Source organism: Rhodococcus sp. P14 (assembly GCF_000256505.1).
GTDB classification, from domain to species: domain Bacteria; phylum Actinomycetota; class Actinomycetes; order Mycobacteriales; family Mycobacteriaceae; genus Rhodococcus; species Rhodococcus ruber.
The window spans coordinates 13,364-28,583 of record NZ_AJFC01000390.1; the positions used below are offsets into that span (position 1 = coordinate 13,364).

A 15,220-nucleotide genomic window follows, 5' to 3' on the forward strand; every position below is an offset into this window, starting at 1 on the left:
GGCACACTGGTCTACTGCGCCGGTCCGCGACGACCGGCGCCCGATGCCGGACGACTTCGAGGACTGACTTCAACGATGGAACTGCTCTTCCCGCTGCTGATCCTTGCCCTGCTGGTGCCGACCTTCCTCGGCATCCGGCGCCAGAAGAAGGAGATGCAGAAGACCGCGGAACTGCAGGATGCGTTGCAGGTCGGCGACCGGGTGATGACCACGGCGGGACTGCACGCCACCATCACCGCGCTCACCGACACCACCGTGGAGCTCGAGATCGCACCCGGCGTGGTGACCACCTGGGCCCGGGTCGTGGTCCGTGAGCGGATCACCGATCAAGGCTCGGCGGACGAGACCGGTGGACTCTCGCTCGACAAGGGCGACGACACCGAGCCGCCGGCCGGGCGGCCGACCGAGCACTGAAGAACCGAGCACTGAAGAACCGAGCACCGAACAACCGAGCACCGAAGAACCGAGCACCGAACGGCCGGACTCTGCCCGGTCGACATCCCGGCCGATGTGCGGGCCGGGCGGGGGCCGCGCCCGACGGGTGCGATGGCCCCGTGACCAGCGCATCACTCACTCGCATCGAGGAGACTGACAGACCGTGGCACCTTCCAACGGATCGGTGCATCCAGTTCGCTCCCTCGCCCTGTTCGGGGCGATCCTGGTGGCGCTGTATGCACTGATCTTCTTCACCGGGGACAAATCGGCGACGCCGAAGCTCGGCATCGACCTGCAGGGCGGCACCCGAGTAACCCTCACCGCCCGCACCCCGGACGGCAGTGCGCCCAGCCAGGACAGTCTCCGGCAGGCCCAGCAGATCATCGAGACCCGCGTGAACGGTCTCGGCGTGTCCGGTTCCGAGGTCGTCATCGACGGGGACAACCTGGTGATCACGGTGCCCGGCGACGACAGCTCGCAGGCCCGGACCCTCGGTCAGACCGCGCGCCTGTACATCCGGCCCGTGATCGGCCAGCCCATTGCGAGCGCGAACTCCGCTCAGCCCGCGCCCGCGGACTCCCCGGCTCCCGTTCCCGGGACGCCGGCACCCGGCGCCGCGACGCCCGCCCCGGAACCGGCCGCACCGGAACCGCAAGGCCGGCCGTTCCCGGCGCAGGATCCCACCGACACCCCGACCCCCGACACCCCGACCCCCGACAGCCCGGAGACCGGCACCCCGGCACCCGCCACGGACACCCCGGCCCCCGCTCCCGCGGAGGACCTCGACCCGCAGGCCCGGGCGGCCGCGGACATCGCGGCGGCGAAGGAGACGCGGCAGAGCGAGGACCCGGCCGTCCTGCAGGAGGCGATGGCCAACTTGGACTGCTCGGCCGCCGACCCGCTTGCCGGCAACGACGATCCGGCCAAGCCGCTGGTGGCCTGCTCCACCGACGGCACCGCCGTCTATCTGCTCGGCCCGAGCATCATCGACGGTCAGCAGATCACCGACGCGTCCGCCGGCTACAACTCCCAGCAGTCCCGCTACGAGGTCAGCCTGACGTTCGACTCCGAGGGCAGCAGCACCTGGGCGCAGTTCACCGCCGCCAACATCGGCCAGCAGGCTGCGTTCGTCCTCGACTCCAAGGTGGTCAGTGCGCCCGTCATCCAAGGCGCCACCCCCGCCGGAAGCGCAACCTCCATCACCGGCAACTTCAGCAACACCGAGGCCACCGAGCTCGCCAACACCCTCAAGTACGGCTCGCTGCCCCTGTCCTTCGCGGCGTCGGAGGCCGAGACGGTGTCCGCAACCCTCGGTCTGGCGTCCCTCGAGGCCGGGCTGATCGCCGGCGTCGTCGGACTGCTCCTGGTGCTGATCTACAGCCTCGTGTACTACCGCATGCTCGGGGTACTCGTCGCGCTGTCGCTGGTGATGTCCGGCCTCGCCGTGTACGCGGTGATGGTGCTGCTCGGCCGCTACATCAACTTCACCCTCGATCTCGCGGGCATCGCCGGCCTGATCATCGGTATCGGCATGACCGCCGATTCGTTCGTGGTCTTCTTCGAACGCATCAAGGACGAGATCCGTGAAGGACGCAGCTTCCGCTCCGCCGTGCCCCGCGGCTGGGCGCGGGCCCGCCGGACCATCCTGTCCGGCAACGCCGTGAGCTTCATCGCGGCCGCGGTGCTCTACATCCTCGCGGTCGGCCAGGTCCGTGGCTTCGCGTTCACGCTGGGTCTGACCACCATCCTCGACGTCGTGGTCGTGTTCCTCGTGACCTGGCCGCTGGTGCACCTCGCGTCGAAGTCGAAGTTCTGGTCCAAGCCGAGCGTGAACGGTCTCGGCGCCATTCAGCAGGTCGCCCGTGAGCGCCAGCTCGCGGCTGCCTCGGCGAAGGAGGCGTGACGATGACCGACACCACCACGACCGCACCCCGGCACAGCACCCTCTCGCGCCTCTACACCGGCACGGGCGCGTTCGAGATCGTCGGCCGCCGCAAGTTCTACTATCTGCTCACCGGCGCCATCGTGCTGGTGGCGCTGCTGAGCATGCTGATCCGCGGTTTCACCTGGGGCATCGACTTCGAGGGCGGCACCCGCATCCAGCTCCCGGCCGCCGAGGGCGTCACCACCGAACAGGTGGAGACGGTGTACTCCGACACCCTCGGCGCGGAACCCGAATCGGTGCAGACCGTCGGGTCCGGCGCCGGCGCCTCCATCCAGATCCGGTCGGAAGCCCTCGACCTGGAACAGGTCCGGGCGCTGCAGAACGCGCTCTACGACGAGTTCCAGCCCACCGGGCCCGACGGCGTGCCGTCGCGCGACGCGATCAGCGTCGCCGACGTCAGCGAGACGTGGGGCGGACAGATCACCCAGAAGGCCCTCATCGCACTCGCGGTGTTCCTGGTGCTCGTCAGCATCTACATCGCGGTGCGCTACGAGCGGGACATGGCACTCGCGGCGCTGGCCGCGCTGTTCTTCGACATGATCGTGACCGCGGGGGTGTACTCCCTCGTCGGCTTCGAGGTCACCCCGGCCACCGTCATCGGCCTGCTCACCATCCTCGGCTTCTCGCTGTACGACTCCGTGGTGGTGTTCGACAAGGTCGAGGAGAACACCCGCGGCATTCTGCACCTGCATCGACGGACCTACGCCGAGCAGGCCAACCTCGCCGTCAACCAGACCCTCATGCGGTCGATCAACACCACCGTCATCTCGGTGCTGCCGGTGCTCGCGCTGATGGTGATCGCGGTGTGGCTGCTCGGCGTCGGCACCCTCAAGGACCTCGCCCTCGTCCAGCTGGTCGGCATCGTGGTCGGCGCCTACTCGTCGATCTTCTTCGCGACGCCGCTGCTGGTGACGCTCAAGGAGTGGCGCGGGCCGGTGGCGGCGCACACCCGCAAAGTGCTGGCCAAGCGCGACGCCGCGCAGTCGCGTTCGGTGCCGTCCGGTGAGAAGACCGTCGGCGCGCACGCCGCTGCGGCACCGATGTCCGTGACCGAGCGCGGCGCGGTGGCCACGACGGCGGGTGCCGGTGCTCCCCGGGTGGCCGAACGCACCCCCAGACCGGGGGTCCGCCCCACCGGGAAGCGCGCCAAGAGAAGGCACTGACATGTCGGCACCCGAGCACACCCGGCGCCGCCGGTCGGTCCGCGCGGCACTTGCGGCGACGGCTGCTGCAGCAGCACTCGCCGCGACGATCGTGGCCTGCGGCACGACGGAGGAGTCTCTGCCCTCCATCGGGTACGCACTCGACAACACGGTCACCACCTACAACGCCAACACCGTCGACGGCGCCGCCTCGGGAGCCCGGCAGGCCCTGGCCCGTGTGCTGCCCGGGTTCGGCTACGTCGATCCGGCCGGCCAGGTGATCTCCGACACCGACATCGGGACGGCCACCGTCGTCGCGCAGGACCCGCTGACCGTCCAGTACCGGCTGTCCCCGGACTCCGTGTACTCGGACGGGGTGCCGATGTCGTGCGACGACCTGGTGCTGACCTGGGCGGCCGCCAGTGGGCGATTCACCGCTCCCGACGCGTCGGGAGCAGCGGAGAACCTGTTTGCCGCCGCGCGACGCTCGGGTTATGTCGACATCGAACGGATCGACTGCCAGACCGGATCCAAGGACGCCACCGTCGTCTTCCGCGCAGGCCGCGCCTACGCCGACTGGCGGGCCCTGTTCGGCGCCACCGAACTGATGCCTGCGCACGTCGCGGCCCGCGTCTCGGGGGTGCCCGACGTGGTCGCCGCAATCGGCGGCGGCGACGTCGAGGCGCTGCGCCGGCTCGCCGACTTCTGGAACACGGGATGGAACCTGACCCCGGGCGCGGTGGATCTGTCGCTGCTGCCGGCCTCGGGTCCCTACCGGATCGAGTCGTTCACCGTCGAGGACGGACTCGTCCTCGTCGCGAACGAGCGCTGGTGGGGCAACAAGCCCGGCACCGACCGGATCGTGGTGTGGCCGCGCGGCACCGACGCCGCCGCAGCCGCCTCCGACGGCCGCGTCCACGTCGTCGACGCCGCCACCGGAGCCCTGGACCTGTCGCTCGGCGACGACGCGGAAACGACGGACACGGCCTCGCGCAACGTCGAACAGCTCGTGCTGGGCACCGAGGGCGGGAGCCTCGGCGCCCCCGCCGCGCGCCGGGCGTTCGCGCTGTGCGTGCCCCGGTCGCAGTTGTTCGACGAGTTCGGCCGGGTCGGGGACGTCCCCGCCACCGGTCTCGGTTCCGGGACCACCTCGTCGCGGCTGCTGCCCGCCGACTCGCCCCTGTACCCGGGTGTGTCCGGGCCCGCGGCCCGCTACGACGAGGCGGACACGACCGCGGCGCAGGCCGAGCTCGCCGCGGCCGGGACGGACCGCATCACCGTGCGGATCGGGTACCTCGGTCCCGACCCGCGCCGCGCCCGCACCGTCGAACTGATCGCCCAGTCCTGTCGCGAGGCCGGCATCGAGGTGGTCGACGCCGCCTCCGACACGTTCACGCCGTCGCAGCTCGCGGCGGGTCAGGTCGACGCCGTACTGGCCGGGACCGCCGCCGCCGCGGGCGCGGGCGGCACGGCCGACATGCAGGACGCCCGCGGTTCCCTCAACTCCGCCGCCGGCGCCAACGTCGGTCGCTTCGCCGATGCCCGAGTCGACCGGATCCTCGATGCCCTCGCCGTGACCACCGACGACGCCACGATTTCCGGCCTGGTCGGCGAGGCCGAGACGATCCTGTGGACCGAGATGCCGACCCTGCCGCTGTACGCGCAGCCCCGGGAGACGACCTTCGCCGGCGGCCTTCGTGCCGCCGTCGTCAACGCCAGCGCCGCCGGTGCGGGCTGGAACATGGACAGGTGGATCCTCAACCGATGAGCAGCCTTCCCGCCGGAGCGCACGCGCTGATGGACCGTGCCGCCACAGCGGTCACCGCCCACACCCGCTGGGTCGACGACTTCCCGACACCCGGGGTCCGCTTCGCCGACCTGACCCCGGTCTTCGCCGACGGCGAGGCGTTCGGGGCGGTGATCGCGGCGCTGGCCGCCACCGCACCCGATGCGGAACTGGTGGCCGGGGTCGACGCCCGCGGCTTCCTGCTCGGCGGCGGGATCGCCCACGCACTGGGCACCGGCGTCCTCGCGGTGCGCAAGGCCGGCAAGCTGCCCCCGCCGGTGAACACCCGCGAGTACTCGCTCGAGTACGGCACCGCGGCGATCGAGATTCCGCAGGATTCGGTTCGGCTGCGCGGCCGACGGGTACTCGTCGTCGACGACGTGCTGGCGACCGGCGGCACCCTCTCGGCGACGGCGGAGTTGCTCGACGCGGCCGGCGCTCTCGTCGTCGCGGTGGCCGTGGTCACCGAGATCGAGGTTCTCGGCGGGCGCGCGCGGCTGGAAAAGTACCCGGTGACGTCATTGGTCCGGCTCTGAGAGCTAGAGTTGGCGCAGGTGCCGGTGGTTCCGGACGACGAGGAATGCGCGACGGTACGCCCGGTGTGCATCGGCGACGGGAGGTGTGGGCATGACCCAGAATCTTGATCGGTCCCAGAACTCCGGTCCGACCCCGACCTCGGCATCCACCTCGGCGTCCCGCCGGGTGCGGGCCAGGCTGGCGCGCCGCATCACCGGGCAGCGCAGCACCAACCTCAAGCCGGTGCTCGAGCCGCTGGTCACGATCCATCGCGAGCTGTACCCGAAAGCCGACCTGTCGGAGCTGCAGCGCGCCTACGACGTGGCGGAGGAGCGGCACGCGTCGCAGAAGCGCAAGTCCGGTGACCCGTACATCACCCACCCCCTCGCGGTCGCGACGATCCTCGCCGAACTCGGCATGGACACCACGACGCTGATCGCGGCGCTGCTGCACGACACCGTCGAGGACACCGGCTACAGCCTCGAACAACTCACCGCCGAGTTCGGCGAGGAGGTCGCCCACCTCGTCGACGGTGTCACCAAACTGGACAAGGTGGTGCTCGGCACCGCGGCCGAGGGCGAGACCATCCGCAAGATGATCATCGCGATGGCACGCGACCCCCGGGTCCTGGTGATCAAGGTCGCCGATCGACTGCACAACATGCGCACCATGCGCTTCCTGCCGCCGGAGAAGCAGGCCCGCAAGGCACGCGAGACCCTCGAGGTGATCGCTCCGCTCGCGCACCGTCTCGGCATGGCCACGGTCAAGTGGGAACTCGAGGACCTGTCCTTCGCGATCCTGCATCCGAAGAAGTACGAAGAGATCGTCCGGCTCGTCGCCACCCGGGCGCCGTCGCGCGACACCTACCTGGCCAAGGTCCGCGCGGAGATCAACTCGACGCTCTCGGCGTCGCGGATCGAGGCCACCGTCGAGGGCCGGCCGAAGCACTACTGGTCGATCTACCAGAAGATGATCGTCAAGGGCCGCGACTTCGACGACATCCACGACCTGGTCGGCGTGCGAATCCTGTGCAACGAGATCCGCGACTGCTACGCCGCAGTGGGTGTCGTGCACTCGCTGTGGCAGCCGATGGCAGGCCGCTTCAAGGACTACATCGCCCAGCCGCGGTTCGGGGTGTACCAGTCGCTGCACACCACGGTGATCGGCCCCGAGGGCAAGCCGCTCGAGGTGCAGATCCGGACCCGGGAGATGCACCGCACCGCCGAGTTCGGCATCGCCGCGCACTGGCGGTACAAGGAGACCAAGGGCAAGCACTCGGGCGACGCCGCCGAACTCGACGACATGGCGTGGATGCGGCAGTTGCTCGACTGGCAGCGTGAGGCCGCCGACCCCGGCGAGTTCCTCGAGTCGCTGCGTTACGACCTCGCGGTGAAGGAGATCTTCGTCTTCACCCCCAAGGGGGACGTGATCACGTTGCCGTCCGGGTCGACCCCGGTGGACTTCGCGTACGCCGTGCACACCGAGGTGGGGCACCGCTGCATCGGCGCACGGGTCAACGGCCGGCTCGTCGCGCTCGAGCGCAAACTCGAGAACGGCGAGGTCGTCGAGGTCTTCACTTCCAAGGATCCCAACGCCGGGCCGAGCCGCGACTGGCAGTCCTTCGTGGTCTCGCCGCGTGCGAAGGCCAAGATCCGGCAGTGGTTCGCGAAGGAACGCCGCGAGGAGGCGCTCGAGACCGGCAAGGACGCCATCGGCAAGGAGGTCAAGCGCGTCGGGTTGCCGCTGCAGCGCCTGATGAACGCGGACCTGATGCAGGCGGTGGCAAAGGAACTGCGGTACGCCGACGTATCGGCGCTCTACACCGCGGTCGGGGAGCACCATGTCTCGGCGCACCACGTCGTGCAGCGTCTCGTCGCGCTCCTCGGCGGGGTCGGTGGGGTCGAGGAGGAACTCGCGGAGCGGGCCACGCCGTCGTCCATTCCGACCCGGTCCCGGCAGAGCGGCGACTCCGGCATCCTCGTGCCCGGCGCCCCGGGCACGGTGTCGAAACTGGCCAAGTGCTGCACCCCGGTACCCGGCGACGAGATCATGGGCTTCGTCACCCGTACCGGCTCGGTGAGCGTGCACCGCACCGACTGCACCAACGCCGGATCCCTGCAGCAGCAGGCCGAGCGGATCATCGACGTCGAGTGGGCACCGTCGCCGTCGTCGGTGTTCCTCGTGGCCATCCAGATCGAGGCGCTGGACCGGCACCGGCTGCTCTCGGATGTCACGAAGGCCCTCGCCGACGAGAAGGTGAACATCCTGTCGGCGTCGGTGACCACGACGGGCGACCGGGTCGCGGTGAGCCGCTTCACCTTCGAGATGGGAGACCCCAAGCATCTGGGCCACGTCCTCAACGTCGTCCGCAACGTGGAGGGCGTCTACGACGTGTACAGGGTGACCTCCGCGGCGTAGGCCGGTTCCGGGGCCGCGCCGGTCGCGTCTCATCCCACGTCGGTGATGACGAGCGGAGCGAGGGGGCGCCCGCCGCCGAGCGGGCTCGAGCCGTCGTTGCCGGCCGCGGCGACCTCCTCGAGCACCGGCAGGCCCGGTTCGGCGACGGTACCGAACACCGAGTACTGCGGATGGAGCAGCGAGTCGCCGAAGACGAGCAGGAACTGGCTGCCGTTGCTGTCCCGGTGCCCGGCGCCTGCCATCGCGACGGTGCCGCGTGGATACACGACCGGGGCGGGCAGATAGCCGTTCTCCCCGCGGACGACCGTGACGGGGTACTCGTCGGCGAACGTGTAGCCGGGCCCGCCCACCCCGGATCCGCTCGGATCGCCGCACCGGAGCATCTGCATGCCCGGTTCGTCCGTCACGTGATGACACTGCGTCCCGTCGAAGAAGCCCTGCCGCGCGAGACCGGCGAAGCTGTGCACCGCGCACGGGGCTGCGGCGCGCTCGAGAACCAACGGGACCGGTCCCGCGGAGGTCGTCAGCGTGAGCTCCACCGTTCCGGTCGCAGGCACGGACGTCGATCCGGGCATGGTCGCCGTCCGCGCCGCCGGTCCGGCGGCAGGATACGTGCAGGTGACCGTGGCGGCACCCGGTTCGGGACGCGGCGGCAGAGCGGCATAGGCGGACGGGTCGAACCCGGCGGGACCGGCGACCGTAGCGGTCGTCGTCGCCCGCAGCGCGGCAGGGGCGGGCGCGGTCGCGGACGCGGCACACGCTGCGGTCGCGAGTGCCACGGCCACGCTCAGGGCCGCACGCACAGCGATGGAGGTACCAGAGGTCACAGACACGGCACAGTAGACGATCCCGTCACAAACCGACAGACCCCTGCCCGCGGCGGGGACGCGAACGCCCCGCTCACCGGCGGGTGGGCGGGGCGTTGCGGAACGCGCCGGGTCAGGCCGTGCGGACGGCGGTCAGCGTCGTCGTCGCGGCCGGTGGGCCGTCGGGTCCGCCGCCGTCCACCCCGGCCGCGGCGATCTCGTCGAGCGTCGCCAGGCCGGTCTCGTCGATGGTGCCGAACACGGTGTACTGCGGCGGCAGGATCGAGTCGCCGTACACCAGGAAGAACTGGCTGCCGTTGGTGCCGGGGCCGGCGTTGGCCATCGCGAGCGTGCCCCGCGGGTAGACCATCGGATTCTGCGCCTGTGGATCTCCGGGCGCGTACTGGTCGGTGGGGAACTCGTTGGCGAACTCGTAGCCCGGTCCACCGGTGCCCGTGGCGGTGGGATCGCCGCACTGCAGCACCGACAGCGTCGGGTCGGTGGTCAGGCGGTGGCAGTCGGTGTCGTCGAAATATCCCTGCGACGCGAGCGACAGGAAACTGTTGACGGTGCACGGGGACAGCTCGCCCCGGAGAGTCAGGCCGATGTCGCCCTGGGTGGTGGTGACGGTGACGCCGGTGTCGGTGGTGGGGACATTCTCGGCGCGCGGCGGCTGCGCCGGCTTCGCGGCCGTCCGTCCGTCCGACGGGTACGCGCAGCTCACCGTCTCGGGCAGCGGCTCGGCACGCTGGACGGGCAAGGCGGGGAAGTCGGACAGCGACGGGGCGGACGTGGGCGCCGCGGCGCTCGTCGCGGTCGCGGACCCGCCGTCCGGATCGTCCGAGCACCCCGCGAGCAGCAGCGCCACGCCCACTCCGGCCACGGCCGTCCGGGCGACGACGGATCGAGTACGAGTCATCAGTCCATCCTGACACTGGTCAGCGAGATCGGCTGGGCCGGCGCGCCGTCCTGGCCGCCGCCCTCGACCCCGCCCGCGGCGACCTTGTCGAGGGTCGCGAGGCCGGTCTCGTCGATGGTGCCGAACACGGTGTACTGCGGCGGCAGGACCGAGTCGCCGTACACGAGGAAGAACTGGCTGCCGTTGGTGTCGGCGCCGGCGTTGGCCATCGCGACGGTCCCGCGGGGATAGGTCAACGGCTGCGTGGCCGCCGGATCCTCGGGTGCGTACTGGTCGGTGGGGAACTCGTTGGCGAACTGGTAGCCGGGACCGCCGGCCCCGGTGCCGGTGGGGTCGCCGCACTGCAGCACGGCCAGCGTGTCGGACGTGGTCAGGCGGTGGCAGGCGGTGTCGTCGAAGTACCCCTGCGACGCCAGCGACAGGAAGTTGTTGACCGTGCACGGGGAGGTGTCGTTCTGCAGGACCAGCCCGATGTTGCCCTGGGTGGTCTCCACGCTGACGCTGATGTCGGTGTTGCCCTCCCCGGTGGTGAGGATGCCGTCCGTGCGGGGCGGCTGCACGGGCCTGGCGGGCTCACCGGCGGCCGGATAGGCACAGGTCACGGATTCGGGCAACGGTTCGGACCGGGCCGCCGGCAGCGCTCCGAACTCCGGCGGCGCCGGCTCGGTCGTCTCCGACGCCGCGGTCGAGTCCGCGCCGTCGTCGCGGGTGAGCATCCAGACACCGACGCCGGCCGCGACGACCGCGACCACACCGAGCGCGGACAGGCCGATGGTGAGCTGGCGGCGCTTGCGCGCCCGCTGGGCCCGTCGTTCGAGCTGCCGCTCGAGTTTGCGTTTGGCGGCCTGGCGCCGCTGTGCGTTACTCGGCACTGCAGTAGTCCTCCCGTAACCGATCGTCGTTGCCGGATCCATCGTCGCCGCTGGCCCCCGGCTCGAGCCGGATCGAGTCTGCCACCCCAACCTGAGAGCCGGTCGCCGGGGAGCCCGGCCTAGGCTGTAGGAGCCACACCGAGGCCCACACCGTAGGAGCGATGCCCGTGCTCGTCACCGGATTCCCCGCCGGGATGTTCCAGACGAACTGTTACATCCTCGCGCAGGACGACGCCGAGGACTGCGTCGTCGTCGACCCCGGACAGGATGCCGCCGAGCCCCTCGCGGACTTTCTGACCCGGTCCGGGTTGACGCCGCGCGCGGTGCTGCTCACCCACGGGCATCTCGACCACATCTGGTCGGCGCAGGCCGTCGCCGACCGCTACGACATCCCGGCCTACATCCATCCCGAGGACCGCTACATGCTGACCGATCCCGGTCGCGGTATCGGCCCGACGCTGAAGCCGTTCCTCGAAGGCGCCGAATTCACCGAGCCGCGCACCGTGATCGAACTGGCCGACGGCGATCAGGTCGAGCACGCCGGCATCCGGTTCGTCGTCGATCACACCCCGGGGCACACCCAGGGTTCGGTGGTGCTGCGCACCCACGCGACGACCGCCGACGGCGACGACGTCGAGATCGCCCTCACCGGCGACACCCTGTTCCAGGGTTCGATCGGCCGCACCGATCTGCCGGGCGGCGACCACGAACAGCTGCTCGCCTCCATCGCGGCGAAACTGCTCGTGCGCGACGACTCCACCGCGATCCTGCCCGGACACGGCCCGACCAGCACCATCGGTCAGGAGCGGACGTCGAACCCCTTTCTGGCCGGGCTGACCGGCTCCCGCTGACCCGGCCTCCCGACCCACCGACGAGAGAAAGCAGCGACAGTTGAGCAAGCCCTCCACGTTCTCGGCGCCCAAGGGTGTACCCGATTACGTCCCGCCGCAGTCGGCGGAGTTCGTCGCCGTGCGCAACGGCTTGACCCGCGCGGCGCGGCTGGCCGGCTACGGGCACATCGAGCTGCCGATCTTCGAGGACACCGGGCTGTTCGCGCGCGGCGTCGGCGAGTCCACGGACGTCGTGAGCAAGGAGATGTACACCTTCGCCGATCGCGGCGACCGGTCCGTCACGTTGCGGCCGGAAGGGACCGCCGGGGTGATGCGGGCGGTGATCGAGCACGGCCTCGACCGTGGCCAGCTGCCCGTCAAGCTGAGCTACTCGGGCCCCTTCTTCCGGTACGAACGTCCCCAGGCCGGGCGGTACCGTCAGCTGCAGCAGGTGGGGGTCGAGGCGATCGGCGTCGACGACCCCGCCCTCGACGCCGAGGTCGTCGCCGTGGCCGACGCCGGATTCCGCAGCCTCGGCCTCGACGGATTCCGCCTCGAGATCACCTCCCTCGGCGACGAGACGTGCCGCCCCCAGTACCGGGAATTGTTGCAGCAGTTCCTGTTCGGGTTGGACCTGGACGAGGAGACCCGCCGGCGCGCCGAGATCAACCCGCTGCGGGTCCTCGACGACAAGCGCCCCCACGTGCGGGAGATGACGGCCGACGCCCCGCTCATGCTCGACCACCTCTCCGACACGGCCAAGGCGCACTTCGACGAGGTGCTCTCGCACCTCGACGCGCTCGGCGTGCCCTACACGATCAACCCGCGCATGGTGCGCGGCCTCGACTACTACACGAAGACCACCTTCGAGTTCGTCCACGACGGCCTCGGCGCCCAGTCCGGGATCGGCGGCGGCGGACGCTACGACGGCCTGATGGCTCAGCTCGGCGGGCAGCCCCTCTCGGGCATCGGGTTCGGTCTCGGGATCGATCGCACGGTGCTCGCCCTCGCCGCCGAGGGCAAGAGCGCGGGCAGCCCCGCCCGCTGCGAGGTGTTCTGCGTGCCGATGGGCGACTCCGCCAAGTCGACGCTGGTCCCGATCGCCCATCGGCTGCGCGCCGCCGGCATCCGGGTGGACCTGGCGTACGGAGGGCGCGGCGTCAAGGGAGCGATGAAGGCCGCCGACCGCTCCGGAGCCGTCGTTGCCCTGGTCCTGGGGGAGCGAGAGCTCGAAGCCGGCGAAATCGTGGTCAAGGACCTGCGCACCGGCGAACAGCACACCGTGCCGCTCGACGACGTGGTCGCCCGGGTCGGGGACGTCGTTGCCGGCACCTGACCCGTCGGGACGTCCTGCGCCGACCCGTCTGGACCTGATCCCGGCGCGGGTGCTCGCACCCCGCGCTGGGAGGGTCGCGGCGTTCTCCCTCCTGATCGGCGTGGTGGCCGGTTTGCTGGTGTATCTGGTGGCCAGCCCGCTGGTCGCGGTCGTGTCCGGGATGATCGTCGGGGTGCCGCCGGCAGTGGGCGCCCTGGCGGTGCTGCGCCGGCGCCGCTGGATCGACGGCACCACGATCACGGCGAAGGGGGCACTGCGCACCCGGCGGGTGCAGCTGCGCAACCTCGCCGGGGTCGAACTGGTGGTGTCGGCGCTGCGGGTCAGTCAGGTGGTGCTGCGGCTCAACGACGGCGACCGGATCGTGTCGGTCCCGCTGGCGTTGTACGCGAACGGCGGCTGCCGGGAGCTCGATGTGCTGGCGTTGCGCCGGCTCGCAGACGCGCTCGCGGCGAGTGAGCTGGCCTCGGCCGCGGCGATGTCGTCGGTACTGGTGGAGCAGCTGCGGGCGGAGGCCCGCGAAGCGGGACTGGAGCAACGGCCGCTGTACCGGGCGGTGTTGCTGGCCCGGGACGCCGGGCGCGTGCCGCAGACCACGCTCACCGATCACGAGGTGGCTTCGCTCGTCGAATGAGCGCACGCCGATTGGTGTGGCGGCACCCCGGGTATGCGGGGCGCATGATCTCGATGCACGCGGTGTTCGCCGCGCCGTTCCGGGCTGCCTCCGCGTTGCGCGGCGCCCGGGTGTTCCACCCGCACGGGGTGCTCTTCCAGGGGGAAGCGGAACTGGCGCCGGGCTGGTGGCCGCGCTCGGTCCCGGCCCGGGTACCGGTGACCGCCCGGTTGTCCGGTGCCGTGGGCACGCCCGACGGTGTGCCCGACATCCTCGGTCTGGCGCTGCGGTTCTCGCTCGAGAGCGGTCCGTGGGACATCCTGCTCGCCACGCTGCACGTGCCGACCAGGGCGGTGCTGCTGCCGGCGCGAGGCTGGTCGACGGCGCGGTACGGCTCCCTGATGGCGTATCGCACGAACGTCGATCTCGCGCCGCGGTGGATCTTCGCGTTCCCCGAGGGGGAGCAGCCGGCGTCGACGTCTGTGCGGGAACTGGCTCGGCGCGGCGGGCCGCTGGTGTTCTCGTTGCACGTGGCGTCGGCCCGCGGGCGGCTCGTGCCGGCCGGGCGCGTCACGCTCGAGAGCGAGGTACGCGCCTCCGACGAGGCGCAACCGTCGTTCGACCCGGTGCTCAACCACCCGGCCTCGGTCGACCTGTGGCCACGGTGGCTCGTGTCGTTCCGTCGCGACGCCTACCAGGGCAGCCGCGCGGGTCGCGGCGCGGCCGACGGGTCCGCGCGGAGCGATCTGCCCGACTCCGCCGCCGCTCCGTAACGCCGGACCGCTGGGGCGCCGGAGCGCAGTAGCCGGGGGTGCGGAGCAACTCCACACCCCCGGCCTTCGTGAACCGGACCGGTAGCGGTCCGGCGACGTGTCAGCTGACGACGGCGTCGATCGTCTTCTTCAGGGCCGACGGCTGCGCGGGGGAGCGGGGTGCCTTCTCCTTCAGTTCGAGCATCCGCGCCCCGATCTCCTGCAGCTTCTTGCGGCCGAGTGCCTCCCGCACCTTCGGGAACCACTCCTCTTCCTCCTCCTCGATGTGGTGCTCGACGTTCTCGATGAGGACCGTCGTCTTCGCGTCGAACCGCTCGGCACCGGGCTTCATCCCCGCCAGCTCCATCACCAGCACATCCGCGACGTGGTGCTCCTCGAACGACTCGAGGATGTCCGATTCGAGGTCGGGCAGGAGCGAGCGCACCTCGGGATACATGCCCTCGTTCTCGATGTAGGTGTGCACGGTCAGCAGTTCGATGATCCGTCCGACTATCCGACCCTTCTCCTCGTCGTCGTCCGCGCCGCGGAACTCGCGGAACAACTTGCGGATCTCCTTGTGGTCTTCCTTCAACAACACGATTGCGTCAGTGGACACCGGGCCTCCCGCCGAAGTGGTTCTCGAGTGCTCGCCCGTGCGGGGCGTGCGCTCCAGATACCCCGGCGGGAGCCCGGTTACACCGATCCGGCCGACCGGTCAGGTGCTCTTGGGTGTCCGGTCGGCGGTGTCCCGGATGTGGGGTTCCTCGGCGACCTCGGCGGCGTGCCGCCTGCCGACGCCCACGTGCGCTTCCGCCCGCATGACCTCCACCATGTGCGGGTAGTGCAGCTCGAA

Annotated in this window: 14 protein-coding genes; 10 read left to right on the forward strand and 4 right to left on the reverse strand. The window is 70.8% G+C overall.

All coding sequences use genetic code 11. From position 1 onward, the window contains the following. Positions 1-75 precede the first annotated feature (75 nt). From yajC to OEY_RS0127045, 6 genes are all read left to right on the forward strand, one after another. Positions 76-414 carry a preprotein translocase subunit YajC gene (yajC, locus tag OEY_RS0127020; RefSeq protein ID WP_010596847.1) on the forward strand — a complete coding sequence of 113 codons (339 nt, stop codon included), beginning with the start codon at positions 76-78 and terminating at the stop codon, positions 412-414. Positions 415-598: 184 nt separating this feature from the next. Further along, positions 599-2,338: a protein translocase subunit SecD gene (gene secD, locus OEY_RS0127025; protein WP_010596848.1), complete on the forward strand. Its 1,740-nt coding sequence runs from the start codon at positions 599-601 to the stop codon at positions 2,336-2,338. A 2-nt stretch (positions 2,339-2,340) separates the two neighbouring features. Beyond that, positions 2,341-3,543, forward strand: coding sequence for a protein translocase subunit SecF (gene secF, locus OEY_RS0127030; protein WP_225223261.1), 1,203 nt, complete (start codon positions 2,341-2,343; stop codon positions 3,541-3,543). A 1-nt stretch (position 3,544) separates the two neighbouring features. Next, positions 3,545-5,290 (forward strand): ABC transporter substrate-binding protein, encoded by a 1,746-nt coding sequence (locus OEY_RS0127035; protein WP_010596850.1) that lies wholly within the window; start codon positions 3,545-3,547, stop codon positions 5,288-5,290. Next, positions 5,287-5,844 (forward strand): adenine phosphoribosyltransferase, encoded by a 558-nt coding sequence (locus tag OEY_RS0127040; protein WP_010596851.1) that lies wholly within the window; start codon positions 5,287-5,289, stop codon positions 5,842-5,844. The genes OEY_RS0127035 and OEY_RS0127040 overlap by 4 nt, the downstream gene beginning before the upstream one ends. Positions 5,845-5,935: 91 nt before the next feature. After that, complete coding sequence (locus OEY_RS0127045; RefSeq protein WP_026137911.1) at positions 5,936-8,242, forward strand: RelA/SpoT family protein; 2,307 nt, start codon at positions 5,936-5,938, stop codon at positions 8,240-8,242. Positions 8,243-8,271: 29 nt separating this feature from the next. Here the strand turns inward: OEY_RS0127045 and OEY_RS0127050 are convergent, their stop codons facing one another. The 3 genes from OEY_RS0127050 to OEY_RS0127060 form a co-directional block, all read right to left on the reverse strand. Further along, positions 8,272-9,069: a peptidylprolyl isomerase gene (locus OEY_RS0127050; RefSeq protein ID WP_228287157.1), complete on the reverse strand. Its 798-nt coding sequence runs from the start codon at positions 9,067-9,069 to the stop codon at positions 8,272-8,274. A gap of 112 nt (positions 9,070-9,181) precedes the next feature. Beyond that, positions 9,182-9,967 carry a peptidylprolyl isomerase gene (locus OEY_RS0127055; RefSeq protein ID WP_010596855.1) on the reverse strand — a complete coding sequence of 262 codons (786 nt, stop codon included), beginning with the start codon at positions 9,965-9,967 and terminating at the stop codon, positions 9,182-9,184. Then, positions 9,967-10,839 carry a peptidylprolyl isomerase gene (locus OEY_RS0127060; RefSeq protein ID WP_010596856.1) on the reverse strand — a complete coding sequence of 291 codons (873 nt, stop codon included), beginning with the start codon at positions 10,837-10,839 and terminating at the stop codon, positions 9,967-9,969. The genes OEY_RS0127055 and OEY_RS0127060 overlap by 1 nt, the downstream gene beginning before the upstream one ends. Before the next feature lie 167 nt (positions 10,840-11,006). Between OEY_RS0127060 and OEY_RS0127065 the strand changes: the two genes are divergently transcribed. Genes OEY_RS0127065 through OEY_RS0127080 form a run of 4 tightly spaced genes read left to right on the forward strand, consistent with a single transcriptional unit; the run spans position 11,007 to position 14,388 of the window. Further along, positions 11,007-11,690, forward strand: coding sequence for an MBL fold metallo-hydrolase (locus OEY_RS0127065; protein WP_026137910.1), 684 nt, complete (start codon positions 11,007-11,009; stop codon positions 11,688-11,690). 40 nt (positions 11,691-11,730) lie between these two features. Continuing rightward, positions 11,731-13,005: a histidine--tRNA ligase gene (gene hisS, locus OEY_RS0127070; protein ID WP_010596858.1), complete on the forward strand. Its 1,275-nt coding sequence runs from the start codon at positions 11,731-11,733 to the stop codon at positions 13,003-13,005. A 49-nt stretch (positions 13,006-13,054) separates the two neighbouring features. Then, positions 13,055-13,636 (forward strand): hypothetical protein, encoded by a 582-nt coding sequence (locus OEY_RS0127075; protein WP_010596859.1) that lies wholly within the window; start codon positions 13,055-13,057, stop codon positions 13,634-13,636. A 44-nt stretch (positions 13,637-13,680) separates the two neighbouring features. Next, positions 13,681-14,388: a hypothetical protein gene (locus OEY_RS0127080; RefSeq protein WP_010596860.1), complete on the forward strand. Its 708-nt coding sequence runs from the start codon at positions 13,681-13,683 to the stop codon at positions 14,386-14,388. A 100-nt stretch (positions 14,389-14,488) separates the two neighbouring features. On the opposite strand, the gene OEY_RS0127085 is transcribed toward OEY_RS0127080, so the two are convergent. Continuing rightward, positions 14,489-14,983 (reverse strand): hemerythrin domain-containing protein, encoded by a 495-nt coding sequence (locus OEY_RS0127085; RefSeq protein ID WP_010596861.1) that lies wholly within the window; start codon positions 14,981-14,983, stop codon positions 14,489-14,491. Positions 14,984-15,220: the final 237 nt, after the last annotated feature.

Bases quoted from the DNA above. Each gene is read 5' to 3' on its own strand.
- yajC (WP_010596847.1), top strand. From the start codon at position 76: ATGGAACTGCTCTTCCCGCTGCTGATCCTTGCCCTGCTGGTGCCGACC.
- OEY_RS0127055 (WP_010596855.1), bottom strand. From the start codon at position 9,967: ATGACTCGTACTCGATCCGTCGTCGCCCGGACGGCCGTGGCCGGAGTG.
- secF (WP_225223261.1), top strand. From the start codon at position 2,341: ATGACCGACACCACCACGACCGCACCCCGGCACAGCACCCTCTCGCGC.
- OEY_RS0127040 (WP_010596851.1), top strand. From the start codon at position 5,287: ATGAGCAGCCTTCCCGCCGGAGCGCACGCGCTGATGGACCGTGCCGCC.
- OEY_RS0127035 (WP_010596850.1), top strand. From the start codon at position 3,545: ATGTCGGCACCCGAGCACACCCGGCGCCGCCGGTCGGTCCGCGCGGCA.
- OEY_RS0127045 (WP_026137911.1), top strand. From the start codon at position 5,936: ATGACCCAGAATCTTGATCGGTCCCAGAACTCCGGTCCGACCCCGACC.
- OEY_RS0127080 (WP_010596860.1), top strand. From the start codon at position 13,681: ATGATCTCGATGCACGCGGTGTTCGCCGCGCCGTTCCGGGCTGCCTCC.